We start from the raw sequence: 23191 nt of genomic DNA on the forward strand, positions 1-23191 counted from the left end.
GGATTTCGCTGGTTCGGTGCAACGGGATTGCCGACGGCCGCCGACCTCTGGGCGACTGCCCGGACAGGCGATCGCGAGATCGATCGCTCAGTGCTTCACCGCGCAGGCGGCGTCTTTCTCGCCATAGTCGCGACAGGCCTTGATACGGCAGTCGATACCGGCCGTCGTATTTGCCTTGGGGCAACGGCGAAGATCGCGCTGCAGCTTCTCGGCGCGCGCCAGGGGCTCATCGGCGGCCATCGGCTTGGCGCGCTGTTGCGGATCGACTTGTTGGATCAGGGCGTCCAAGGCTTCGTGATCGGAGCCGGTCAACGGCCGGACCAGTTTCGTCTCCGGGCGCGCAACGATCAGCCCGCCCTCCGCCGCGGCAGGAGACGCGAGCGCCTGCACCGCAGGCGAGGCGAGGGAGACGGGGGCGGCGCGAACCGGATTCAACGGCGGCGCTTCGGCCGTGACGATGTTGCCCAGCAAGGAATTTCCCAGCGCGGTTTCATCGCCCTTGTTCTTGGCTTCGACCGGCGTCGCCGGCGCGGCCTTGGGCGGGGCGCTGCGCTGCGCGGCCGCTTTCGGTTCCGTCGCCGCAACGCCAGGCTTGCGCGCCGATTCGGGCCGTTTTGCGGGGACCTGCGCGCTAGCGAACGGATTGGCGCGTTTGACCGGCCGCTGGGCAGCGGCCGTCTCGCCGAAAGGATTGGGGCCGGTTGTGGCGGCCACGGACTTGCCGCCGAACGGATTGTCGGTATCGACTATGGTCGCTGTATCGGCAGCGGAAGAGGCCGACGCCGACTCGACCGGGCGCGGGCCGGCCGCATCGGGCGGGGCGGACGCGGATGCGGCCGACGATGCAGGCGCTTGCGCCGCGGCGCCTGGACGGGACGCGTTGTCGAAAACGCTCCATGCGAAAAGCGCGCTCAATGCCAACACCGCGATGGCGACCATCGCGAACGCCGGCCGTCGACGGACATCGCGAGCAGCCGATCGACGCGATCCGCCTTGCTCCACGTCTGCTAGGATGCGGCCCGCTCCGGGATCTCTTCCTGTAGCGCTCGCATCGCTGTTCGCCAGAAGGCTGGGGCGACTCGGCTTGACGTTTTGCCGATCCAAGGCGGACTCCTTTCCTGTATGGCCTTGCACGGACATGTATGTCCGCTTGCATTCTAACGGCAGTGATCCGGTCGCCGTCAACGCGAGACCAGAGCTTACGCTGCCTATTCATGAATTTGAGGAAACTGTGATCGCGATCGTTATGGCGATGTTTCTGATCCTGACGGTAGCGGCCGTGTGGCTGCTGATGTTTCCGTCGGCACGTGAAGGCGCAAACGCGTATCTGAGCCGCGTGAGCCGGAAGCTGGGCGCGCTATTCGGACGCGCAAACGCGAGGGCGGCTACGCGGGTCGGCGAGTCTTCCCGTGCCACTCGCGCGGCGGGAAATCGCATGGCGGGCACATTGTTTCGCTATCGCTGGCCCTTGCTGGTCGCGTTCATGCTGCTCGGCCTGCCGCCGTTGGCCGTGTTCCTGATCCGCAACGACAACGTGCAATTGGAGTCGTTCGAAACCGGCTATACGGACGCCACCGGCAATTCCCAGATCGTCGAACTGTTGAATGGCGAGCGCCTGGTGCCGCCACCGCCGCTGCCGCCGGAAGTGTTCGTGATAGCCGAGGCCGAACGGCGGCAATTGGGCGAAGTCGCGGCGGAACTGATACCCGACAAGATCGTCAGCGCCGATCGCCGTTGGGATGCGATCGATGCGGCCTTCCAGCAACGCGTGCTGGTCATCTACACCGTCATGAAGCAGCGCGGCTACGAGATGGCCCTGGTCGAGGGATATCGTAGTCCCGCGCGACAGGCCGAGCTGGCGGCCGGCGGAAAAGCGACCCGGGCCAAGGCAGGGCAAAGTTGCCACCAGTACGGGCTGGCGGTCGACAGTGCGATCCTGAAGAACGGCAAGCTGCAGTGGAACATGAACGATCGCTGGGTGCGAGACGGTTATTTCCTCTATGGCGAACTCGCGGAACAAGCGGGCCTGAGCTGGGGCGGCAACTGGCGCTCGATCAAGGACTACGTCCACGTCGAAGCCAAGGCGGCATGCCGCGACGCCCGCAGCAGGGCGGGGTACGGCTGAGCGCCCGGTCCGGATCCATCGCCCTGAACGGGCCGCGGGTCCAAAGCGCTCGGGCCGCCGATGTCAGTCGTCGCTCGTGCCGGATTCGGCGTCCAGCGTCTCCAGCATGTGCTCCAAGGTGGAGTGATCCTTGACCACCCGTTTGAGCCAGACATGCAGCGGCATTTCGCCCCAGCGTGCGGCTTTCTCGGCGAGGTAGGCTACCGGGCTGTGCGGTTCGGTCTGGCGGAAGAATTCGGCCACCCGGCGCAGCTGGGCGATGGCCTCGCGGCGGTTGTTGATCGCAAGGTTCATGTTGGCGGAAGGCGGCGGAGCGGCGAGGTTATTCTCCACGGCGGCAGCCGCTACCGGCTCGCCGAACGCCGCGCCACCGGGCGCAACGTCCTGGCCGCCGTCGAGCAGCACGCCTGCCTCCCGGGCGAAACGCATCGCGGCGTCCCGAACCAGTTGCATCTGCTCACGCAGGTTGGCAAAGCTGGGACTGTCCTGGCCCAGCCGGGCATCGACAACCCGTTCGAGCGCCGCCAGCGCCTCCTGGCAATCCGGCACCGTCGTCGCCAGGCGGACGTAAAAGGAGTGCGGCGTTTCGCGTCGCGCGGCCTCGAACCTTTCCATCGACAAGCCGCTGCCGGGATCGTTCTCGCTGCGACGGTTGCGCGCCGCTTCGAAGTCGAGCAAGCCGTAGCGACCTTGCGAGGACTGCACCAAGGGCAATCGCCGGACCCATTGTTCGGCGTTCGCCAGCAGCCAGCTGACGTTGCCGATGCGCTGCTCCAGGTCGCCGTCCTCGACCTGCGGATGCACGTCGTCCCAGAACCGCTCGAGCAAGCCGGCCGTCAGCCTGAATCCGTCGGCCAGGCCGGCGAAAGAATGGGTCTGCATCTGCGCTTCGGCCAGCCACGACGCCAGCCGCAGATCCTTGCTGCGCTCGCGCAGCAGCTTCGTGCAGCGATGGGCGACACCGGGCCAGTCGGCGGACTTGAGATCCGTCACCCATTCGCCTTGTTCCAGGGTCGGATCGTCGGCACGCCGCGCCTCGGCGACGGCGTCGAAATCGGCGGAAAAGGAAAGGTCCTCGCCGGCCGGAGCGGCGTCGGAAATGGGGGCGAGGAGTTCTTCCAGCGAGGTCATGGGCTGCTTCCTGCGTATGGCGAGCGTCGATCCGGCGTAGCTTTGTCCCAGCGCGGCGCTAGGGCAGGGTGATGGTCAGATGCGCGGTACGCGCCGGCATCTGCACGACGTTGTTGTAGGCCGACAATCGCTGTTCGGTGTTGCGCTCCAGCAGGCCATCCATCAGCAGGAAGGCCGCCATACCGGCCACCGCCAACAAGGCGGCCGGCGCCCACAGGGGCACGACCCGGCGCAGCGCATGCGCGATTCTGTCCGGCGGCAGGGCATGCGGCGCGAAGCCGGTGCGCTTGCCCTTCAGGAATGCGATTTCGTCGCCGAGACGGGCGGTCAGGTAGCCGAGCTTCTCGGTGCCCTCCAGACGGTACTTGCCCTCGAAACCCAGCAACAGGCAGTAGTGATATACCTCCAGCGAAGGCAAGCGCGGCGCCCCCTGGGCGCGCAGCTGTTCCAGGCGGTCGAAAAAATGCTCGCCGGCCAGATGCTCGCCGAACAGGCGCAGCTGCAGCGGGTGGATTTCCCAGGTATCGCGCAGCGCGGACGGCTGCGACAGGATGACCTCGTCCACCGCGGCGCAAAAGGCGTACTTGGACGCGTACACGTCTTCGGCCGGGATGTTCAGCCTGGCCGCGCCGCGCTCGGCGCCCTCGAGGAAGCGCTGCACCGCCTGCACGAACACATCCTCGTCGCTAGGCAACTGCCCGCGCTTGAGCAGCATCAGCAGGTAGAAGCCTTCGGACATGAGGTCGAGCAGGCTGCGCGCCGGCGCGGCGGAGGGCGCGGCCGCCGCCATGGCGGGGCTCAACGAGGGCATCGGTTGCGGTACGGACGAATTGTCGTAGTTCATGAACTTCCTGCTTCCTGCTTCCTGCATCTAGACCGTTGTTGATCCGCAGGCGAGCGTCTCCGGCGCGCTTGCGGAGGCCTTGGCTTCATGGAGCCAGCACAATCAGCTCCATCTTCAGTTCGCGCACGCCCGCCGGCACGTAGATCATGGCCGACTGCGCCTTCAGCATGCGCTCGTACAGCGGCCCGCGCGGTTCCAGCGCGAAGTAATGGCTGCCGGGGCGCACCGGGATGGCGGCCGGCACCTGCGGCACATGGGTCATCTTCACGCCCGGCAGCGCCGACAGCACGCACTTCTCCACGTCGTCCGGTGCGCCGATCTTGAACCGCACCGGCACCGTCTGCACCAGCTCCGGCCCGGGCAGATCGGCCGACACGCCGACATAGAACTGGGATTTCTCGTCGATCTTCTGCGAGTCCAGCCGCCCCAGATGGAACGAGGGCTTGACCTCGTTCAGCGCGATCTGGAAATAGCGCGCCGAGATCACCGTGTCGATGAGTTCGCGGACCATCGCGAACAACCTGTCGAAGCCGTCCTGCGGCTGGGCATGGTCGTAAGCGGGCAGGTCGGCGAGCGAATACGCCTTGGAGAAGGTGAGCAGCGCGCCCGCCAGCCGCAGCAGTTCGGCGAACAGTCGCTCCGGATGCAGGCCCGGATGCCTGAACAGGTGCCCCAATGCCGCGAACGCCGAATTGGCGGTATGCAGCAACCAGAACGAGGCGATATCCCCGGAGCGGAACTCGATGACGTGCTGCGAGGGCTCGCGATGATGGCCGTACAGCGCGTCCACCTTCGCCTGCAGCACGTCCAGCAGCCGGCGCAGCTCCAGCTGCAACACCGACGAGGCGGCGATGGTGATGCTCGGCGCGATGAAGCTTTCGTCCAGTTCGAAGCCGCCGGTCGCCGTGCGCCGCACCCGCGCCATCGGCACGGTGCTGAACGGGTCGCGCGGCTCCTCGCCGGTGAGCAGGCGCACGCTCTTGCGCAAGTAGGACAGTTCGGCTTCGCCGGCGTCGGTGTACAGATCGCTGGTCGCGCGATTGGCCTGCACGAAGCGGGACGCGGACGATTCGCCGGCGATCGCGCAGTTGCCGCCGTGGTCCTTCAGCAAGGGCAGGGCCAGGTGGATGGTGGTGTGCTGGACGCCGGCCGGCAGGCTGGTCAACGCCAGCGGCTCGGGCAGTTCGTCGTCCGCGGGAGCGTGATAGATCTCACCGTCCGGAAAGATCGCCGACAACTGCAGGGCACGCAGAGTGCCGCTGGCCAGGCTCTGCTCGTCGAAGCGGGCCGAACGCACGCCCCAGCCATACGGGTGCAAGGCGGCGGCGACATCCTGCAACCGCGCTTCGTGGTACGCATCCTGCCGTTGGAAATGCTGCGGGCGCAGAAACAATCCCTCGCCCCAGAACACTTTGGACATCCTGCTCACAGTCAGAGCTCTTCCTTGTTCATCCATGGTGGCCTGCCGGCCGCTGCGTCAGCCGCGGGGCAGGCGGTGTCGACGACGTCTTCACTATCCTCGCGGACAGGTCGCACCCGACAGGCTGTGTACCTCGGTCGCCAGTTTGGTGGTCAGCGCGTCGCCGCTGGTGGTCGTCATCGCGCAGGCATGCAGCCCCAACCGAATGCCACTTTTGGCTGCCTTCTTGGTGTCGAACGTGAACCGCCAGCGCACCGCCGCGGGCGTCCGGAACAAGGCGACGATGCCGATTTGTCCGGCGTCGGGCGCCACCCGCTCGACCAACTCGTGATCCTGGCCCGGCATCACCAGGATTTCGGTCGCCTTGACCAGGTCGGAACCCAGGGCCGCCTTCTCGCTGTTCTCGTCGAGGAACGCCGAGTAGGGCGCCTGATCGAAGGCCGTGGTGCTCTTCAATTGGTAAACCTTAACGACCAACGCCAATCCTTTTGTGCCATTGCCCGCATTCAGGTTTTGCGCCGCAAGCAGTTCCAGCGGAACCACGCGCTCTTTTGGCTGGGGCGTCTTCAGTCCGGCCAGCTCCATGGCCTTGCCGCAACCGGCCAGGGGCAGTACCAGAACGCCACATAGCACTGCATACGCAATCTGCCGGAGAGAATGCAAGTCCATTTGTCGACTCTTCGTAGTGGGTGACGCATCCGTGACGACGAGTCACGTTGACGCTGGCAAGAAGACTACTATACCGTTGATGGGAAAGCGCACGATCTGACTATCCTGCGCGCATGACCTATGTCACGTTAAGCACGTGTCGAGTTGTCGCTAATATTTCGCTAACACCCGAGTTGACTGGATGGGTGGGTACACAAGGAGGTGGCGTCATGAAATCGTTCCCGTTCATTCAACGCAAGGTCGCCATGATCGTGGTGGCCGCGCTGCTGGCGACCGCCGGCGGCGATGCGTTCGCGGCCAAGAAGCCGCGCACCCGCGACTACGAGCCGCTGATGAAGAAGGCCGAGGCCTTCGCCAGGGCCGGGAAGGTCGAAGACGCTTTGATCGGCTTCGATAACGCGGCCCAGGCCGACCCCACTCGCAAAGAGCCCTGGGTCCGCAGGGCGCAGCTGCAGTTCGACGCCGGCCACTACGGCCGCGCCATCGTGTCCGCCGAGGAAGTGCTGCGCCGCGACCCCAGCGACAAGATCGCCGACAGCGTCCTGACCGTCGGCGGCCTGCGCGTCGCGGCGCAGTCCCTGCAGCGCCTGCAGGCCAACGGTGGCCTCAACTCGCCCACCGCCCGCAAGGAAGCCGAGGTGCTGGCGCGGACCATGCGGGCCACGATGGGGTCGGCGGTATTCGTCAACGCATACGAAGGCGGCCCCGGCCCCGTCAAGTCCAAACGCCCCAAAGCGCGCCCCAAGGCCGCAGCGCCGAAGCCCGCCGTCAACGCCAATCCGTTCGACGACACCAACGGCGGCTGACCTCACAACACGACAGGGATTTGCAGGAGATAGCAATGTCGAAGAAGGAAAGCATCCAGAAAAAGCTGCAGAAGGTCCGCCCTCCGCGCGTCCAGCTCACCTACGACGTGGAGAAGGGCGACGCCATCGAGCAGAAGGAAATTCCCTTCGTGGTCGGCGTGCTCGGCGACTTCAGCGGCAAGCCCGAGCAGGCGCTGCCGAAGATCAAGGATCGCAAGTTCGTCAGCGTCGACATGGACAACTTCGATCAGGTGCTGGAGGCCACTTCGCCGCGCGCCGCCTTCCGCGTCCCCAACAAGATCGGCGACGAAGGCGGCGAGTTCGCCGTCGAAATGAAGTTCAAGACGCTGGACGACTTCCGCCCCGAAGCGGTGGTGGAGCAGGTCGAGCCCCTGCGCAGGTTGCTGGAAGCCCGCACCAAGCTGGCCGACCTGCGCAACAAGATGGCCGGCAACGAAAAGCTCGAGGATCTGCTCAGCGATGTGTTGAGCAATACCGAGCAGCTCAAGAAGCTCAGCAAAGAAGGGCAGGAGTAAAGTCCATGACTCCCAATGCAACCACCGCCACGCAGGCCGCTGCGGACGTCGCCGAGTTCAGCCTGCTGGACCAGATCGTCGAGCAGAGCAAGGTGGCCAAGTCGACCACCGAGCACCAACGCGCCAAGGACCTGATTTCCGAGTTGGCCAAGGAAGTGCTGGAAGGCACGGTCGTGGTCTCGGACAACCTCGGCGTTACGCTGGATGCCCGCATCGCGGAGCTGGACGGAATCATTTCCGAGCAGGTCAGCGCGATCATGCATCACCCGGAGTTCCAGCAGCTGGAAAGCAGCTGGCGCGGTCTGCACTACCTGTGCTCACAGACCTCTACCGGCACCACGCTGAAGATCAAGATGTTCAATTCGCCGAAGAAGGACATGGTCAAGGACTTCAAGTCCGCGATCGACTTCGACCAGAGCGCCTTGTTCAAGAAAGTGTACGAGGAAGAGTTCGGCACCTTCGGCGGCTCGCCGTTCGGCACCCTGATCGGCGACTACCAGCTGGGACGCTCGCCGGAGGACATGTACTTCATCGAGCAGATGTCGCACGTCGCCGCGGCGGCGCACGCTCCGTTCATCAGCGCCGCCTCGGAAGAGCTGTTCGGGCTGGAGAGCTTCACCGACCTGGGCAAGCCGCGCGATCTGGCCAAGATCTTCGACACGGTCGAGTACGCGAAATGGAAGTCGTTCCGCGACGGCGAGGACAGCCGCTACGTCGGCCTGACCCTGCCTCGCTTCCTCGGCCGCCTGCCTTACAACCCGAAGGACGGGACCACGGTCGAAGGCTTCAATTTCGTCGAGGACGTCGACGGCGCCGACCACAGCAAGTACCTATGGTGCAACACGGCGTACGCCTTCGGCGCCCGCCTGACCCAGGCCTTCGAGAACTACGGCTGGTGCGCGGCGATCCGCGGCGTGGAGGGTGGCGGCCTGGTCGAGGATCTGCCGACCCATACCTTCCGCACGGACGACGGCGAGGTCGCGCTCAAGTGCCCGACCGAGATCGCCATCACCGATCGCCGCGAGAAGGAGCTGAGCGACCTGGGCTTCATTCCGCTGGTGCACTGCAAGAACACCGACTACGCCGCGTTCTTCGGCGCGCAGTCGACGCAGAAGGCCCGCAAGTACAACACCGATTCGGCCAACGCGAATTCGTCGCTATCCGCGCAATTGCAGTACATCTTCTCGATCTCGCGTATCGCACACTACCTCAAGGCGATGATGCGCGAGAAGATCGGCAGTTTCGCCTCGGCGGGAAACGTCGAGGAGTTCCTGAACCGCTGGATCGCGCAGTACGTGCTGCTGGACGACAACGCTAGCCAGGAGGCGAAAGCCCAGCATCCGCTGCGCGAGGCATCGATCCAGGTGTCGGAGATCCCGGGCCGTCCCGGCGTCTATCGCGCCGTGGCGTTCCTGCGCCCGCACTTCCAGCTGGACGAACTATCGGTTTCGCTGCGCCTGGTGGCCGAGCTGCCGGCAGGCACGAAGAAGGGCTGATCGCGCCCGCAAGGGTTGCCGTCCGCGCTCGACGACGGCAACCCGGCGCGAAACGCCGCACGGAGCAACATGAGCCCTGAGCAGGCTCCCGCAAGTTTTGGACAGCTTGTGGCAAAGGGCGCGGCGGTAAGCTCGCCCAGGAGGCGGGACGGGTTTCGTCCCGAGAGGTCTGCGAGCACGGAGTGCGCAGCAGGCCTTCCCTCAACTGGGGTCAGTGGCCCCCGAATTGGCCGTATTTGCAGCAACTTCGAATTTTTGGCGGTTCTTAGACGTATCCACTCATCACTCATGTCACATGGACGAAAAGGAAATATTCATGGCTATCAATGAGAAGATCGAAGCGACCAAGCAACCCATCAGCGCCTTCCTCAACATCGACAACAAGGCCATCAAGGGCGAGTCGCATGTCGAGAAGTACAAGGACGAGATCGAACTGTCCTCCGTGCGCTGGAACATCAAGCAACCGAAGTCCGCCACCGTGTCGTCTGCGGGCGGGCAAAGTTCGTCTCGTTCGGTGTTTGAGGGTATCGAGTTCGTGAAGAGCGCCGACCTCGCGTCCACCGGCCTGTTTCAGGCGGCGGCGAACGGCACGGTGTGGGCCAAGATCCGTTTGGCGCTGACCCGCCAGGACGGCAAGGAAGGCCAGCACATCGAGTACTGCGTGATCGAAGCGCTCAACGTCGTCGTCAGCGAGGTCGAGGTGCGCAACGGTGCGGACGGCGTGCTGGAAGAGCACGTTCGCCTGAACGTGGGCGCGATCAAGCAGACCTACACTCAGATGCTGCCGAAGGGCGGCGCGGGCGGTAACGCCGTGGCGCAGTACAGCTTTGCCCTGGCGAAGCCGACGTACAGCGTCTGAGTACATGCCGGCCGATGGCGGTTCCCCCAGCCATCTCCTGCAGCAACGGGCGCGGAAGTTGCGCCCGTTGCATTGACCGCATCGGTTTCGCGCCGACCGCCAGCCCAGACTGAGCCAGGGCAGGGGTCCGGCCCGATCGCGCGAAGCATTCCCGCCGGCTCTGCCCCGCCATACCAGGATCATGAAAGGACTCGACCCCAGCCTGCTTGAACGCCTGTTCGACGATGAGCCACGCAACCCGGGTGCGAGCGGCATGTTCAAGACACTGTCGCTGGAGCAGTACAAGGAATCCGTGGCCCGCGACCTGGAAAGCCTGCTCAACAGTCGCGCGGCATTCTCCGAAGACCTGTTGAAGGCCTTCCCCCAATGCCAGCAATCGCTGATGACCTACGGGCTGGTCGACTTCTCGTCGATGAGCCTGGCCAATGCCTTCGAGCGCGTGGCCATCTGCAGGTCTCTGGAACAAGCCATCGGGCGGCACGAGCCGCGCCTGCACAATGTGCGCGTTTCCCTGGAACGCAACGGCCGCGGCTCCGGCGGCCTGCATTTCGCCATCCACGGCCTGCTGGACGTGCAGCCGGCGCGCGAACCGGTGAGCTTCGACGCGATGCTGCAGCCCACCACGCTGCAGTATTCCGTGAGCCGCCTGCGCCGGCCGGCGGTCGCATGAGGCCGGCACCGCATCTGGGCCGGCTCGCCGGCGATGGCCTGCGGACTCGGGCCATGAGCTCGCACCGCCGGTTTCGCCGAACCCCGCTCCAAGAGATGGGCTGATGGAAGACCTGCTTCCGTACTACGAGCGCGAGCTTGCCTTCCTTCGTCGCCACGGCAAGGAGTTCGCCGAGCGCTATCCCAAGATCGCCGGCCGGCTGCTGATGTCGGGCGATGGCAGTCAGGATCCGCACGTCGAACGCCTGGTCGAATCTTTCGCGCTGCTGACGGCACGGGTATCGAAGAAGATCGAGGACGACTATCCCGAGTTCACCGATGCCTTGCTGGAAGTCCTGTATCCGCATTATCTGCGGCCGTTTCCATCCTGCTCGATCGTGCGTTTCGACCTCGACAGCCAACTGGGCAAGCTCAGCCAGGTCAGCAGAGTTCCGCGCGGGACCTTGCTGAATTCCCAGCCGGTGCGCGGGGTCAGCTGCAAATTCCGCACCAGCTACGAGGTGGTGCTGGCGCCGATCCGGGTAAAAGCCGCGAAGTTCAACGCGATCGCCGATGCCCCGATGGCGACCACGCTGCCTCCGGGCAGTGGAGGACAGATCTCCCTGACCTTCGAGTTGCTGGGCGACCAAGCCGCGCAGGCGACGGCGAGCGTCGACCGGTTGCGCTTGTTCACCGACGGGGAGCCTTCCTTCGTCGCCACCTTGCGCGACGCGCTGGCGCTGAACGTGCGCACGGCCTACCTGGAACACAACGACGACGGACGCTGGCGCAAGCTGGCCGGCACGCCTCTGCAGCAGGTCGGTTTCGCCGACGACGAATCGCTCATCGACTACCCTGATCGCTCGCACCCGGCCTATCGCCTGCTTACGGAAGCGTTCGCCTATCCGGAAAAGTTCGGTTTTTTCGATCTGGATTTGCGCGCATTGCGCCAGGCCGGCGCCAGCAGCCTGTTCACCGTGCATTTCATCCTCAAGGCCGAAGCCGCCGACTCGCCGGTTTCGCGGGCCCTGGAGGTGCTTGGGCCCGAGAACGTGCTGACCGGTTGCACGCCGGTCACCAACCTTTTTCCGCAGCAGGGCGAGCCCATCCGCGTGACCCATCGCACGGCCACGTACCCGGTCGTCGCCGATTCGCGCCGGGCCTTCGCCTACGAGGTCCATTCGATCGATTCGGTGGCGCGCGTGAGGCAAACGCCGCAGGGCGAGCACATCACCGAGTTCCGGCCGTTCTATTCCTTGCATCACGGGGAAACGCCGATCCAGACCGGTCAGTACTGGCTCGCGCATCGCGACGAGAACGTCGCCAGGAGCAGCCCCGGTTACGAAACCGAGATGTCTTTCGTCGATCTCGACTTCAACCCCGCCTTGCCGCAGACCGACGTGGTCAGCCTGAAGCTGACCTGCAGCAATCGCGACCTGCCGACGTATCTTTCCCACGGCCCGCAAAGCAGTCCGCTGCTGCAGGACGGCGGCGGCCTGGCGCGCGCGATCACATTGCTGCGCAAGCCGAGCCGGCCGCTTAGGTTCGAACGCGGCCGGGCCGCGCACTGGCGCCTGATCTCGCATCTGTCGCTCAATCACCTTTCGCTGACCGCGAGCGGGCTGCCGGCGTTCAAGGAAATGCTTCGCCTGTACGACATGGCGCGCTCCGCGGTGTCCAACCGCCAGATCGACGGCATCGTCGGCATCCGTCACGAGCCCAGCACGGCCTGGCTGCCGGGCAAGCACTTCACCAGCGTGGTGCGCGGCCTGCAGATCAAGCTCACGATCGACGAGCACAGTTTCGTCGGCGCTGGAATATCCACATTCGCGGCCGTACTGGACCGGTTCTTCGGCCTGTACGTGCATGCGAACAGTTTCACCCAACTCACCCTGCTGTCCGCGCACAGCGGCGAGGTCATAGTCCAATGCCCCCCACGAAGCGGCGAATCGATCCTGGTGTAGCGCAACAGCTGCTCGCGGCGCCGCACCGCTTCGGGTTCTTCCAGGCCTTGCGCATCCTGGAGTCGTTGTTCGCCAGGCAGGGCATGAAGCGCGGCGACGTGGTGGCGCGCAAGCTGCGCTTCAAGAACACGCTCGCCTTGGGCTTTCCCGCCAGCGAGATCGAAGGGGCGGTGGCGTACGGCAACGACGGCGCCATGCTCGATTGCCCGGAGGCCATCGAGCACGCGGTGACGATGGAGCAATTGGCCGAAGTGCACATCACGCCCGCGTTCACCGGCCTGCTCGGTGGCCAGGGAGCGCTGCCGCTGCATTACACCGAACGGCTCGCCGAGCGCGAGACGATCCACCGGGACCGTGCCGCACGCGCGTTCCTGGACCTGTTCACCAATCGCGCGGTCGCTCTGCACTACGATGCCTGGAAGAAGTACCGGGCGCCGCTGCAGTACGAACTGGAACGCAACGAGCGTTTCCTGCCGCTGGTGCTGTCGCTGGTCGGGCTGGGGCAGCAGGCGCTGCGCGAACGCATGGCCGATGGCGGCGGCGGGGACGTGTTCGACCAGGCGATCGCCCACTACGCCGGTGGGGTCTGCCAGCATCCGGTCTCCGCGGCCGCGCTGCAGCGCATACTCCGCGACTATTTCCAAGTGCCGCTGCGCGTCGAGCAGTTCGTCGGCGCCTGGTATTCGGTGCCCGAAGCGCAACGCAGCCGGCTGGGAACGAACAACGCCACCCTGGGCTCCACGGCCCTGGCCGGCGATCGGGTCTGGCAACGCGATCTGCGCATGCGGATCTGGATCGGCCCGCTGGATCGCGGGCAGTTCGACGATTTCCTGCCTGGCGGCCAGGCCGCACTCGGTCTGGCCAAGTGGCTTACCTTGCTCACCGGCTCCTGTTTCGAGTACGAGGTCCGCCTGACCCTGAAGGCCGAACACATCACGGGCGTGCGCATGAGCCCGGATGCGGGCGCCCGCCTGGGCTGGGACAGCTACGTATGCTCCCGGGCCGCGCAGGCGCCGCGCTCGGACACCAGCTACGACATTCGCACCTTGCAGTGACGCCCCGTTTCCCATCCGCCGGATTCAAAGCACGGACCGCCTAGCATGAGCATCAATCTCAAGACCCTGATCGGGAAGCTCAACGACACCAGCCGCCTCGCCGTCGAACGCGCGGCGAACATCTGCGTACAGCGCGGCCACTACGAGGTGGATCTGGAACACCTTTTTCTCGCTCTGCTCGAGCAGCCCCAAAGCGATTTCGCATTGATCGCCAAGCGCAGCGATATCGGCCTGGACTCGCTGCAACGCGATCTGGACCGGGAGGTCGGCCGGTTCAAGGACGGCAACACGCGCACGCCCGTGTTCTCGCCGCACCTGCCTACGTTGTTCGAGCATGCATGGTTGCTGGCGTCGCTCGACTCGCAGACCACGCGCATCCGTAGCGGCCATCTGCTGCTGGCCCTGCTGACCGAACCGGGCCTGTCGCAGCTGGCCTACCGTGGATCGGCGCAGTTCGTGAAGCTCAAGAAGGACGAGCTCAAGCACGACTTCGCCGCGCTGACCAAAGGCTCGCAGGAAGCCGGGGAGGGCGTGGCGTTCGCGGACGCCAGCGCGGGGGACGCCAGCACCGATGCCGCCACAGCCGACCAGGTGGCGCGCGGCGGCCTGGGCAAGACGCCGGCCCTGGACCAGTTCACCACCAACCTGACCGCGCGTGCGCGCGACGGCAAGCTGGATCCGGTGGTGGGACGCGACCCGGAGATCCGCCAGGTGATCGACATCCTGATGCGCCGGCGCCAGAACAACCCGATCCTCACCGGCGAAGCCGGCGTCGGCAAGACCGCGGTCGTGGAAGGGCTGGCGCTGCGCATCGCCGCCGACGACGTGCCGCAAGTGCTGCGCGGAGTGGAGCTGCACACGCTCGACATGGGACTGCTGCAGGCCGGCGCCAGCGTCAAGGGCGAATTCGAGAACCGGCTGAAGAACGTCATCGATGAAGTGAAGAAGAGCCCGCACCCCATCATCCTGTTCATCGACGAGGCGCATACGATGATCGGCGCGGGCGGGCAGGCCGGCCAGAACGACGCGGCCAACCTGCTCAAGCCGGCGCTGGCCCGCGGCGAACTGCGCACCATCGCCGCCACGACTTGGGGCGAGTACAAGAAGTATTTCGAGAAGGACGCCGCGCTGGCGCGCCGCTTCCAGGTCGTGAAAGTGGAAGAGCCCAGCGAAACCCTGTGCGCAGCAATGCTGCGCGGAATGGTCCCGCTGATGGAGAAGCATTTCGGCATACGCGTGCTCGACGAAGCCATTACCGAAGCCGTGCGCCTGTCGCACCGCTACATCAGCGGCCGCCAGTTGCCGGACAAGGCGATCAGCGTGCTCGACACCGCCTGCGCGAAAGTGGCGCTGGGCCAAAGCGCGACCCCGGCGATCATCGAAGAGACGCGCAAGCACCTGGACCGCATCGAAGCCGAACTGTCCAGCCTCAGGCGCGAGGCCGCCAGCGGTTGGCAGCATGGCGAGCGCATGACCGAATTGCTGGAACAGCAAGCGCAGGCGCGGGCAGCCTTGAGCGGCAACGAAGCCCGGTTGATCCAAGAGCTCGAACTGGCCGACCGTATTCAGGCCTTGCGCAACGAACTGGAAGCGGCCGCCGACGGCGGCGGCGCCCCGGCGGCGGTCGAAAGCTCGGCGGCCGCCGCGTCGGAGGAGGACGAGTCCATGGGCGACGGCGATGTCGTCGTGGCGGTGCCCACGAAGAAGAAGACCGGCAAGAGCAAAAAGGCGGAATCCGCGCAGAAGACCACGGCCTCCGGCTCGAATCCCAGGCATGCGCAGTTGCAGGTCCTTATCGACGAGCTTCGCGCCTTGCAGGGCGAAACGCCCATGGTGCCCCTGCAGGTGGACGGCCATGTCGTCGCCGACATCGTCAGCGCCTGGACCGGCGTGCCGCTGGGGCGCATGGTCAAGAACGAGGTGGCGACCGTGCAGAACCTGGCTCCGCTGCTGGCCGAGCGGGTCATCGGTCAGGACCACGCCCTCGAGGCCGTCGCCCAGCGCGTACGCACCGCCACGGCCAAGCTGGAAGACCCGAACAAGCCGCGCGGCGTTTTCATGTTCGTCGGCCCATCGGGCGTGGGCAAGACCGAAACCGCGCTGGCCTTGGCGGACATTCTCTACGGCGGCGAGCGCAAGCTGATCACCATCAACATGAGCGAGTACCAGGAAGCGCACAGCGTTTCCGGCCTGAAAGGCTCGCCTCCCGGTTATGTGGGCTACGGCGAGGGCGGAGTACTGACCGAAGCGGTGCGTCGCCAGCCCTACAGCGTGGTGCTGCTGGACGAAGTGGAGAAGGCGCATCCGGACGTCCTGGAAATGTTCTTCCAGGTCTTCGACAAGGGCATGATGGACGATGCCGAAGGGCGGGAGATCGACTTCCGCAACACCTTGATCATCCTGACTTCGAACGTCGGCTCGCCGCAGATCATGCAGGCCTGCTTGAACAAACCGAAAGAACAGACCCCCGAGGCCGGGGCCCTCGCCGACGCCCTGCGACCGATCCTGATGAAATCGTTCAAGCCGGCCTTCCTGGGCCGCCTGAAAGTCGTGCCTTACTATCCCATCAGCGACGACGTCCTGGTGCAGATCATCGAACTGAAGCTGCAGCGTATCCGCGACCGCGTCGCCAGCAATCACAAGGCCACGTTCGCCTGGGACGAGAGCCTGGTCGATGCCGTGCTGCAGCGCTGCACCGAAGTCGATTCCGGCGCACGCAACGTCGACCACATCCTCAACGGCACCTTGTTGCCGGAGATCGCCGAGAACGTGCTGGCCCGCATGATCGACGGCGGAAAGATCGAAACGATAACGGTTGGCGCGGATGAGACCGGCGGTTTCCGGTACACGATCAGCTAGGATCGCGCGGGCAAGAAGGCCTGAGACGAACGGCCGGAGGCGGGACGGGCCAGCAAGGCCTCATCGAGTTCTCGCGTAGCCGGTCGCGCCCGATGCGCCGGCGGCGGCTGGCGCCAGCGCGCAGCCGTTGGAGATAAGGCGCAGTAGCGACTCCTGCGTCGCGAGCCCACGTCCTCGCAGGTGCTTGGCCGACGTCGAACAACTTGCGCGCGAGCGACTAAGTAGGTCGCTTCGCGCTCTCTTTCTTGCGCCATGGACGATGGCGCGAACGGCCAGCGCGAGCGCGACGACCACGCTATCGGACTCCAGCGTCGCCGTGGGAGCGCCGGGAACTCGCGCCCGTCCGGGCCGCGGATGCCGCCCCGCTGGTCGCGCACGCCGGCAAAGCCCGGCAGATGGCGCATCTGCCGCGATGCACCACCACAACTCACCTAGACAACGAGAGTCGCCTCGAATGGTGCGCTAACGGTCGCTCCCTCGAACGCGACGCCAATCGAGACCGTTCCCCGCGGCTCGCGCACCTCGGCCCGATAACAGAACTGTCCATTTTCCGCATGGCCGCTTCTCGGCGCGGTCGGCGTTGAGTCAGGTGCTGGCACCTCTTCCGCCTTACGTGCCAGCGCCTCGGCCCACGGCCCGCGGTTCAGGCCGATGGGCCGTGTCCAGCCCCTTCAGGAGTGTGCAGCGCGCTGACGTCGCATCGTCTAGATGACGGAACGACCTTGTTCGGATGTCCGGGTTGCGCCGCGAACGGCGCAGGGCACCGGGAATGGAAATCGCGGTTAAGGATCATGGAAGATGATGGTCGAGGCGATGACACTGCTGCTCAAGCAGCTCAACGACTACGTGGCGCACGCGGACGGCGCCGGCCCCGGCGCGCCCCTGCAAGCCGTCTGGGGAAACGTCGCGCAGCTCGATCGGTCGGAAGTGGCGACGGAGCTCGAGAACCGCATCGTACTGACGCTGGTCAACCTAGAGGAGGAACGGGCTCTCAAGAACGGCAGGTCGTTCGCGAGCGTCGGCTCATCCGACGTGGCGTACCGTAACCGTCCTATCCATCTGAACCTGTTCCTGCTGTTCACGGCGAACTACCGGAACTACGGCACCGCGCTGCGCCGGCTGTCGCAGGTGCTCACGTTCTTCCAGGGCAAGCAGAAGTTCACGTTGGCAAACTCGCCGGGGGCGCTGCCGCAGCCGCCGATCGCCGAGTTCTCGCTCACGATGGATTTGATGTCGCCGACGTTCGAGGAGGTCAATCACCTCTGGGGGTTTCTCGGCGCCAAGCAGGGCAGCTCGGTCCTCTATCGCGGTCGTCTGGTGACGATCTCGGACGATCGTGTCCTCACAGGCGGCGGCCGCATCCGCGAGATCGACGTCATCGGCCGGGATGCCAGCGCATGATCCGCTACCGGACACTGTTCGAGGTCGACATCGCGCACGACTACTTCACGAGTCAGGGCGATGTGGTGCTCGAAGCGCAGACGGACGCGGAGCGGGCCGCGCTGACGGCGCTGTACTCGGCCACCGATGTTCTGGATATAGAACCCGATGCCGCCACGCTCGCGACGCTGTCGGGCCACAGGCTGTTGCTGCGCAGCACCTGCACGGGATTCCTCGTCGCCGCGCAGGTCGACGCCTCGACGCCGCCGCGACCGATCGTCGCACCCTCCGACACGTTCAGGCTGGCCTTTCTGTTGCGCGCGCGCGACGCGAGGTTCGCGAACTACACGGAGCTCGGGTCGCCATCGGGCTTCTACCGCTTCGGCAACGACGCGGAGAATCGCGTCGCCGGCGTCAGCTATCTGTCGCAGCCCATCCCGGTGTTCGACGCGGCGCGCCGGTACGTGGCGGGCGACGTGCGCTCCCAGGCCGCAGGGCCTACCTTCGATCTGTTCCTCGCGCTGCGCGACACCGGACCGAGCGCTATGCCGGTCGCCGCGGATTGGCGGCGCATTCCGGTCGACACTTTCAGCATGAGCGCCAGCTATCAGTCCGGGGCGATCGTTCTTGCCGCGAACCGCGTATACCGCGCGCTCGTCGACGCGCCGGGAACCGATCTCACGAACGCCGCGCAGTGGCAGCCGGTCGCGACGCTGGGCAACCAGTACGCCAGCGCCACGGATGCGATGCGCAGCGAGTTCGCGTTCGCGACGATCGATATCGCCGCAGCGGCCTTGCCGCAGGCCACCGTGCGCCTGACCAGGTCCGGCGCGGCGACGCCGGCTTCCGAACAGCACTTCACGGCGGAGCAGGGCGACTTGCTCCAAGTGCGGGTCGATCTGCGTGCGCTGCCTTCCGGCACCTATCGCCTCGAAGTACTGGACGGCACGCAGACGCCGGTTCCCGGCCTTACCACGCCCTTGTTCATCGCGGCCGACGCCCGCTCGACGGGCGCGTTCGGCGTGATCGAGATCGATCGCGGCGCTGCGGACTACGCCCTGCTCGACGGGGCGGGTGCACTGCGATCGCCGCGCTATGCGCTGCGCTTCCTGAATCGAGCGACGCGTTGGCGTTACATCTTTCCGGCGGCGCAGGCGGTGGGTGCCGGCGCGGACGTCGCGCATGAAGGCGCGGACCCGCGAGTTCTGGTCACCGCCGCCGCACGTCCGCTGTCGCGCTTCGGTACGGGATCGCGCCTGCAGGCCGATGTCCAGGCGACGCCCACTTCCGAGGAAATCCGGCTTCCCGTTCCCGAGGTCGACCGCTTGCGACGCCAGAACGCCGAGTGGTTTTCCGAAACCTATTTGCCGAACCTAACCGTAGGACCGTAACCCATGCCTCTGAATCTCAGAACTCCGGGCGTGTACATCGTGGAGGAGTCGAAGTTTCCTCCGTCCGTGGTGCCGGTCGAAACCGCGATCCCCGCGTTCTTCGGCTACACGCGCAACGCGCAGTACAAGGGAACCAACCTGCTCAACCGCCCCGTGGCGGTTAATTCTCTGCTCGAGTTCCAGGAGATCTTCGGCTTCGCGGCGGAGATCGGGGGGTTCGCGGTCGCGCTGGACGAGGGGGGCAACGTGGCCACGCCCGTGGCCGATCCGGGGCAGGGGCCGAACGCTCGGTTCCGCCTGGCGTACGCGCTGCGCCACTTCTACGACAATGGCGGCGGCCGCTGCTATATCGTGAGCGTTGGCACTTACGCCGCCAGCTCGGTGACCAGCGATATCGTCGACGCGCATATCGCGGGGCTGGAAGCGCTGGCGCGCGAGGGCGAGCCGACACTCATCGTCTTCCCCGACCTGAGCGGGATGCGCCCGGCGGCATCCGCGGATCCGGTGGTGGTCGCCGCCAATCTCGCCGCTACGCGCGCCGCGTATCACTCGGTGCTGGTACAGGCGTTGAACCAATGCGCCCTGCTGGGCGACCGCTTCCTGGTCTGCGACCTCTGGGACGGCGACCAGCCCGGCAGCGACGGCATCGCCGCCTTCCGCAACGGCATCGGCACGAACAACCTGAAGTACGGCGCGGCGTATCACCCGTACATCCAGACCACCATGGCGTGGAACTGGGACGAGTCCACCATCACGGTCACGCAGGTCGCGCGCCGCAACGACGACGGCACGGTGACCCTGCCCAGTCCGCACAATGGCATGACGCTGGCCGCGCTCAAGGCCGGCTCGCCGAACTCCAGCCCGCTGATCTACGCCAACGTGCGCAACGAACTGGCGAAGTTCACCGTCACCTTGCCGCCTGGCGCAGCGGTGGTCGGCATCTACGCCACCGTGGACCGCACGCGCGGCGTATGGAAGTCGCCGGCCAACCAAAGCCTGTCCTCGGTACGCGGCCTGAGCGTTCGCATCGACCAGGACCTCAACGACAACATGAACGTCGAGCCCAGCGGCAAGGCCATCAACGCCTTGCGCGCGTTCAGTGGCAAGGGCTTCCTGGTTTGGGGAGCGCGCACGCTGGCCGGCAACGACAACGAATGGCGCTACGTGTCCGTACGGCGCTTCTTCAACATGATCGAGGAGTCGACACGCAAGGCCACCGAGCCTTTCGTATTCGAGCCCAACGACGCCGGGACCTGGGCCAAAGTCAAGGCGATGATCGAGAACTTCCTGGTCATCCAATGGCGCGACGGCGCGCTGGTCGGCGCCAAGCCAGACGACGCGTTCTACGTGCACGTCGGCTTGGGCACGACCATGACGGCGCAGGACATTCTCGAAGGTCGCATGAACGTCGAGGTCGGCGTGGCGGTGGTGAGGCCAGCCGAGTTCGTGGTTCTGGTTTTCTCGCACAAGATGCAGGAGTCCTGATCCATGGCGTACAAGACACCCGGTGTTTATGTGGAGGAGATCTCCACGCTGGCGCCTTCCGTGGTGGCGGTGGAAACCGCCGTCCCCGTGTTCATCGGCTATACCGAGCGCGCGGAGAACGCAGCCGGCGAGAACCTGCGCTTCGTGCCCACGCGCATCCGCTCGCTGCTCGAGTACCGGCAGCTCTACGGCGGCGAGTTCACGCCCGCGGCCTACCGCGTCGTGGTCGACACCGCCGCGGGCAATCTCGTCGGCGCGGTATCGCCGCGCAATGCGGCCGACGCCGAGCGGCGCTACTACCTGGCCACCGCCCTGCGGCACTACTACGCCAATGGCGGCGGGCCCTGCTACGTCGTTTCCGTGGGATCGTACGCCGACGCTCCGGCGCTAGGCGATACCACCACGCCCGCCGGCCTGCTCGGCGGGTTGTCGCGCGTCGAACCGGTGGACGATCCCACGCTCCTGGTGTTCCCCGACGGCGTCTCGCTCAGCGTCGCCGAGATGGGGTCCTTGCAGGTCGCGGCGCTGGCGCAGTGCGAGAAGCTGCAGGACCGCTTCGTCATCATGGACCTGGTGCAGGGCGACCGGCCGGTGTCGCTGGCGCTGGACCCCATCGGCAACTTCCGCCAGAACGTAGGCACCTCGTCGCTGCGCTACGGTGCGGCTTACTACCCCTGGGTGCATACCATCTATCGCCCGGAGGTGGATTTCCGCCAGCTCAACCTGGTGACCCCGGCGTTGGCCCCCATCCCCGTCGGCACCGTCAACACATTGACCGGCGACGCGGCGATCGACGGCCTGGTCACGACGGCGCGCGACGCCGATACCGCCGTCAACACCGTGGTGGGTACGGTGAACCTATCCGCCATGACAGGGCCGAACGCGCTCACGCTCACACGCGCGAACTTCGGGCGGCTCGCTGAGCACTACGCGACCTTCCTCGATCTGTTGTGGCAGACCGAGGCGGCGACCCCGGTGGCGACGATCCGCCAGCGCTTCGCCAACCTGGTGATCCTGGCGCGCGCGGTGGTGCTGGCACTGCGTGCGCTGCAGACCGCGGCGCCGTCGCTGCCGGCCTCCGTCAATCTCGCGGTGACCGACCTCAGCAACGACACCGAGCTCGCGGCCGGCATCTCGGCGCTGATCGCCTATGAGAAGAACGCAGGCGTCATGAGCTCGATATCGACCACGCGCCTGGTCGCCGACGTCGCGGCCGACTACGCCGCGCTCAACGGCACGTCGTGGATCGCACCCAACGCCAATGCGACCGTCATCGGCGCCAGCCCCGACGTGTTCACCGGCGGCTCCGTGCGCGCCACGGCGTTGAACGCGGCCTCGGCGCTGCGCCGGCTGTTCGATCCGCCGGCTGCCGCGGTGCTCGCGATCTTCACCAGCGTTGAGTTCCTGGCCGACGAGGCGCAGAGCCAGCTGTTCGCGAAGCATCCGGTGTTCGCCAACATCCTCGAACAGGTGGACCGCGTCATGACGCTGCAGCCGCCCTCGGGCGCGGTGGCCGGTGTCTACGCTGCGGTAGACCGTATGCGCGGCGTGTGGAAGGCGCCGGCCAACGTATCGGTCGCCGACATCAGCGGCGTGGCGGTGAAGATCAACGACCAGGGGCAGGAGGACCTCAACGTCACCAGCACCGGCAAGAGCATCAACGCCATACGCACGTTCACGGGCAAGGGCTCGCTGGTCTGGGGCGCGCGCACGCTGGCCGGCAACGACAACGAATGGCGCTATGTACCCGTCCGCCGCTTCTTCAACATGGCCGAGGAGTCGATCAAGAAGGCCACCGAGGCCTTCGTGTTCGAGCCCAACGACCGCGGCACCTGGGTGCGCGTGCGCGCCATGGTGGAGAACTTCCTCACGGTGCAGTGGCGCCAGGGCGCTCTCGCCGGCGCGGTTCCTCAGCAGGCCTTCTTCGTGAAGATAGGCCTGGGCGAGACCATGACCGCCCAAGACATCCTCGAGGGCCGAATGATCGTCGAGATCGGCATGGCGGTGGTCCGCCCGGCCGAGTTCATCGTGCTGCGCTTCGCGCACAAGATGCAGACCTCATAACAAACTTCCCCAGGGAGACGAGAACATGGCTGAGTATCCGTTGCCGAAATTTCACTTCGAGGTGCAGTGGGGCGGCACCCGCATCGGCTTCACCGAAGTTACCGGGCTCGAGGTTAGCACCGACAAGATCGAGTACCGCGACGGCGCTAGCAAGGAGTACCACAAGATCCGCATGCCCGGCATGCAGACTTTCGGCGATCTCACGCTGAAGCGCGGCATCTTCGCCGGCGACAACGAGTTCTACGAGTGGTGGAATTCGGTCGCCCTCAACACCATCCAGCGCCGCGATATCACCATCAGCCTGCTCAACGAGAATCACGAGCCGGTGGTGATATGGAAGGTGAAGAACGCCTGGCCGACGAAAGTGACCTCCACCGACCTGAATTCCTCGGGCAACGAGACCGCGATCGAGACGCTGGTGCTGGCCCATGAGGGCCTGACCATGGAGAACGGCTGATC

19 protein-coding genes are annotated in these 23191 nt (G+C 65.8%); 14 read left to right on the forward strand and 5 right to left on the reverse strand.

The window, feature by feature from the left end:
- Positions 1–87: 87 nt before the first annotated feature.
- Positions 88–939: a hypothetical protein gene (locus V1318_RS01740; protein ID WP_332937193.1), complete on the reverse strand. Its 852-nt coding sequence runs from the start codon at positions 937–939 to the stop codon at positions 88–90.
- A gap of 292 nt (positions 940–1231) precedes the next feature.
- Here V1318_RS01740 and V1318_RS01745 point away from each other — a divergent pair, with 292 nt between their 5' ends.
- Positions 1232–2125, forward strand: coding sequence for a M15 family metallopeptidase (locus V1318_RS01745; RefSeq protein WP_332937195.1), 894 nt, complete (start codon positions 1232–1234; stop codon positions 2123–2125).
- A gap of 63 nt (positions 2126–2188) precedes the next feature.
- Here V1318_RS01745 and tssA read toward each other — a convergent pair whose 3' ends face one another.
- The 4 genes from tssA to tssJ form a co-directional block, all read right to left on the reverse strand.
- The gene (gene tssA / locus V1318_RS01750) at positions 2189–3256 is read right to left on the reverse strand and encodes a type VI secretion system protein TssA (protein WP_332937197.1); all 1068 of its coding nucleotides are present in this window, start codon (positions 3254–3256) and stop codon (positions 2189–2191) included.
- 58 nt (positions 3257–3314) lie between these two features.
- Positions 3315–4100 carry a DotU family type IV/VI secretion system protein gene (locus V1318_RS01755; protein ID WP_332937199.1) on the reverse strand — a complete coding sequence of 262 codons (786 nt, stop codon included), beginning with the start codon at positions 4098–4100 and terminating at the stop codon, positions 3315–3317.
- Between the two features lie 85 nt (positions 4101–4185).
- Positions 4186–5520: a type VI secretion system baseplate subunit TssK gene (gene tssK / locus V1318_RS01760; protein WP_332938302.1), complete on the reverse strand. Its 1335-nt coding sequence runs from the start codon at positions 5518–5520 to the stop codon at positions 4186–4188.
- A 93-nt stretch (positions 5521–5613) separates the two neighbouring features.
- On the reverse strand, positions 5614–6189 hold the full coding sequence (tssJ, locus tag V1318_RS01765; RefSeq protein WP_332937201.1) for a type VI secretion system lipoprotein TssJ: 576 nt from the start codon (positions 6187–6189) through the stop codon (positions 5614–5616).
- 209 nt (positions 6190–6398) lie between these two features.
- Between tssJ and V1318_RS01770 the strand changes: the two genes are divergently transcribed.
- From V1318_RS01770 to V1318_RS01830, 13 genes are all read left to right on the forward strand, one after another.
- Complete coding sequence (locus tag V1318_RS01770) at positions 6399–6995, forward strand: hypothetical protein (RefSeq protein ID WP_332937203.1); 597 nt, start codon at positions 6399–6401, stop codon at positions 6993–6995.
- A 35-nt stretch (positions 6996–7030) separates the two neighbouring features.
- On the forward strand, positions 7031–7531 hold the full coding sequence (tssB, locus tag V1318_RS01775; protein ID WP_332937205.1) for a type VI secretion system contractile sheath small subunit: 501 nt from the start codon (positions 7031–7033) through the stop codon (positions 7529–7531).
- A 5-nt stretch (positions 7532–7536) separates the two neighbouring features.
- On the forward strand, positions 7537–9027 hold the full coding sequence (tssC, locus tag V1318_RS01780) for a type VI secretion system contractile sheath large subunit (protein WP_332937207.1): 1491 nt from the start codon (positions 7537–7539) through the stop codon (positions 9025–9027).
- 316 nt (positions 9028–9343) lie between these two features.
- On the forward strand, positions 9344–9886 hold the full coding sequence (locus V1318_RS01785) for a type VI secretion system tube protein Hcp (protein WP_332937209.1): 543 nt from the start codon (positions 9344–9346) through the stop codon (positions 9884–9886).
- 181 nt (positions 9887–10067) lie between these two features.
- Positions 10068–10556 (forward strand): type VI secretion system baseplate subunit TssE, encoded by a 489-nt coding sequence (gene tssE, locus V1318_RS01790; RefSeq protein ID WP_332937211.1) that lies wholly within the window; start codon positions 10068–10070, stop codon positions 10554–10556.
- A 103-nt stretch (positions 10557–10659) separates the two neighbouring features.
- Complete coding sequence (tssF, locus tag V1318_RS01795; RefSeq protein WP_332937212.1) at positions 10660–12498, forward strand: type VI secretion system baseplate subunit TssF; 1839 nt, start codon at positions 10660–10662, stop codon at positions 12496–12498.
- On the forward strand, positions 12462–13553 hold the full coding sequence (tssG, locus tag V1318_RS01800) for a type VI secretion system baseplate subunit TssG (RefSeq protein WP_332937213.1): 1092 nt from the start codon (positions 12462–12464) through the stop codon (positions 13551–13553). The genes tssF and tssG overlap by 37 nt, the downstream gene beginning before the upstream one ends.
- Before the next feature lie 45 nt (positions 13554–13598).
- Positions 13599–16412 (forward strand): type VI secretion system ATPase TssH, encoded by a 2814-nt coding sequence (tssH, locus tag V1318_RS01805; RefSeq protein ID WP_332937214.1) that lies wholly within the window; start codon positions 13599–13601, stop codon positions 16410–16412.
- 798 nt (positions 16413–17210) lie between these two features.
- Positions 17211–17813 (forward strand): DUF4255 domain-containing protein, encoded by a 603-nt coding sequence (locus V1318_RS01810; protein WP_332937215.1) that lies wholly within the window; start codon positions 17211–17213, stop codon positions 17811–17813.
- Positions 17810–19183: a hypothetical protein gene (locus tag V1318_RS01815; RefSeq protein WP_332937216.1), complete on the forward strand. Its 1374-nt coding sequence runs from the start codon at positions 17810–17812 to the stop codon at positions 19181–19183. The genes V1318_RS01810 and V1318_RS01815 overlap by 4 nt, the downstream gene beginning before the upstream one ends.
- 3 nt (positions 19184–19186) lie before the next feature.
- On the forward strand, positions 19187–20668 hold the full coding sequence (locus V1318_RS01820) for a phage tail sheath C-terminal domain-containing protein (RefSeq protein ID WP_332937218.1): 1482 nt from the start codon (positions 19187–19189) through the stop codon (positions 20666–20668).
- Positions 20669–20671: 3 nt separating this feature from the next.
- Positions 20672–22732, forward strand: a complete 2061-nt coding sequence (locus tag V1318_RS01825; RefSeq protein ID WP_332937220.1) for a phage tail sheath C-terminal domain-containing protein — start codon at positions 20672–20674, stop codon at positions 22730–22732.
- A 25-nt stretch (positions 22733–22757) separates the two neighbouring features.
- Positions 22758–23189 carry a phage tail protein gene (locus V1318_RS01830; RefSeq protein ID WP_332937222.1) on the forward strand — a complete coding sequence of 144 codons (432 nt, stop codon included), beginning with the start codon at positions 22758–22760 and terminating at the stop codon, positions 23187–23189.
- Positions 23190–23191: the final 2 nt, after the last annotated feature.

The organism is Lysobacter sp. CCNWLW3 (genome assembly GCF_036697405.1).
In the GTDB taxonomy this organism is placed as follows: domain Bacteria; phylum Pseudomonadota; class Gammaproteobacteria; order Xanthomonadales; family Xanthomonadaceae; genus Lysobacter.

Bases quoted from the DNA above. Each gene is read 5' to 3' on its own strand.
- tssJ (WP_332937201.1), bottom strand. From the start codon at position 6,189: ATGGACTTGCATTCTCTCCGGCAGATTGCGTATGCAGTGCTATGTGGC.
- V1318_RS01825 (WP_332937220.1), top strand. From the start codon at position 20,672: ATGGCGTACAAGACACCCGGTGTTTATGTGGAGGAGATCTCCACGCTG.
- V1318_RS01815 (WP_332937216.1), top strand. From the start codon at position 17,810: ATGATCCGCTACCGGACACTGTTCGAGGTCGACATCGCGCACGACTAC.
- tssB (WP_332937205.1), top strand. From the start codon at position 7,031: ATGTCGAAGAAGGAAAGCATCCAGAAAAAGCTGCAGAAGGTCCGCCCT.
- V1318_RS01830 (WP_332937222.1), top strand. From the start codon at position 22,758: ATGGCTGAGTATCCGTTGCCGAAATTTCACTTCGAGGTGCAGTGGGGC.
- tssH (WP_332937214.1), top strand. From the start codon at position 13,599: ATGAGCATCAATCTCAAGACCCTGATCGGGAAGCTCAACGACACCAGC.
- tssE (WP_332937211.1), top strand. From the start codon at position 10,068: ATGAAAGGACTCGACCCCAGCCTGCTTGAACGCCTGTTCGACGATGAG.
- tssG (WP_332937213.1), top strand. From the start codon at position 12,462: ATGCCCCCCACGAAGCGGCGAATCGATCCTGGTGTAGCGCAACAGCTG.
- V1318_RS01785 (WP_332937209.1), top strand. From the start codon at position 9,344: ATGGCTATCAATGAGAAGATCGAAGCGACCAAGCAACCCATCAGCGCC.
- V1318_RS01770 (WP_332937203.1), top strand. From the start codon at position 6,399: ATGAAATCGTTCCCGTTCATTCAACGCAAGGTCGCCATGATCGTGGTG.
- V1318_RS01740 (WP_332937193.1), bottom strand. From the start codon at position 939: ATGGTCGCCATCGCGGTGTTGGCATTGAGCGCGCTTTTCGCATGGAGC.
- V1318_RS01755 (WP_332937199.1), bottom strand. From the start codon at position 4,100: ATGAACTACGACAATTCGTCCGTACCGCAACCGATGCCCTCGTTGAGC.
- tssC (WP_332937207.1), top strand. From the start codon at position 7,537: ATGACTCCCAATGCAACCACCGCCACGCAGGCCGCTGCGGACGTCGCC.
- tssF (WP_332937212.1), top strand. From the start codon at position 10,660: ATGGAAGACCTGCTTCCGTACTACGAGCGCGAGCTTGCCTTCCTTCGT.
- tssK (WP_332938302.1), bottom strand. From the start codon at position 5,520: ATGTCCAAAGTGTTCTGGGGCGAGGGATTGTTTCTGCGCCCGCAGCAT.
- tssA (WP_332937197.1), bottom strand. From the start codon at position 3,256: ATGACCTCGCTGGAAGAACTCCTCGCCCCCATTTCCGACGCCGCTCCG.
- V1318_RS01810 (WP_332937215.1), top strand. From the start codon at position 17,211: ATGATGGTCGAGGCGATGACACTGCTGCTCAAGCAGCTCAACGACTAC.
- V1318_RS01820 (WP_332937218.1), top strand. From the start codon at position 19,187: ATGCCTCTGAATCTCAGAACTCCGGGCGTGTACATCGTGGAGGAGTCG.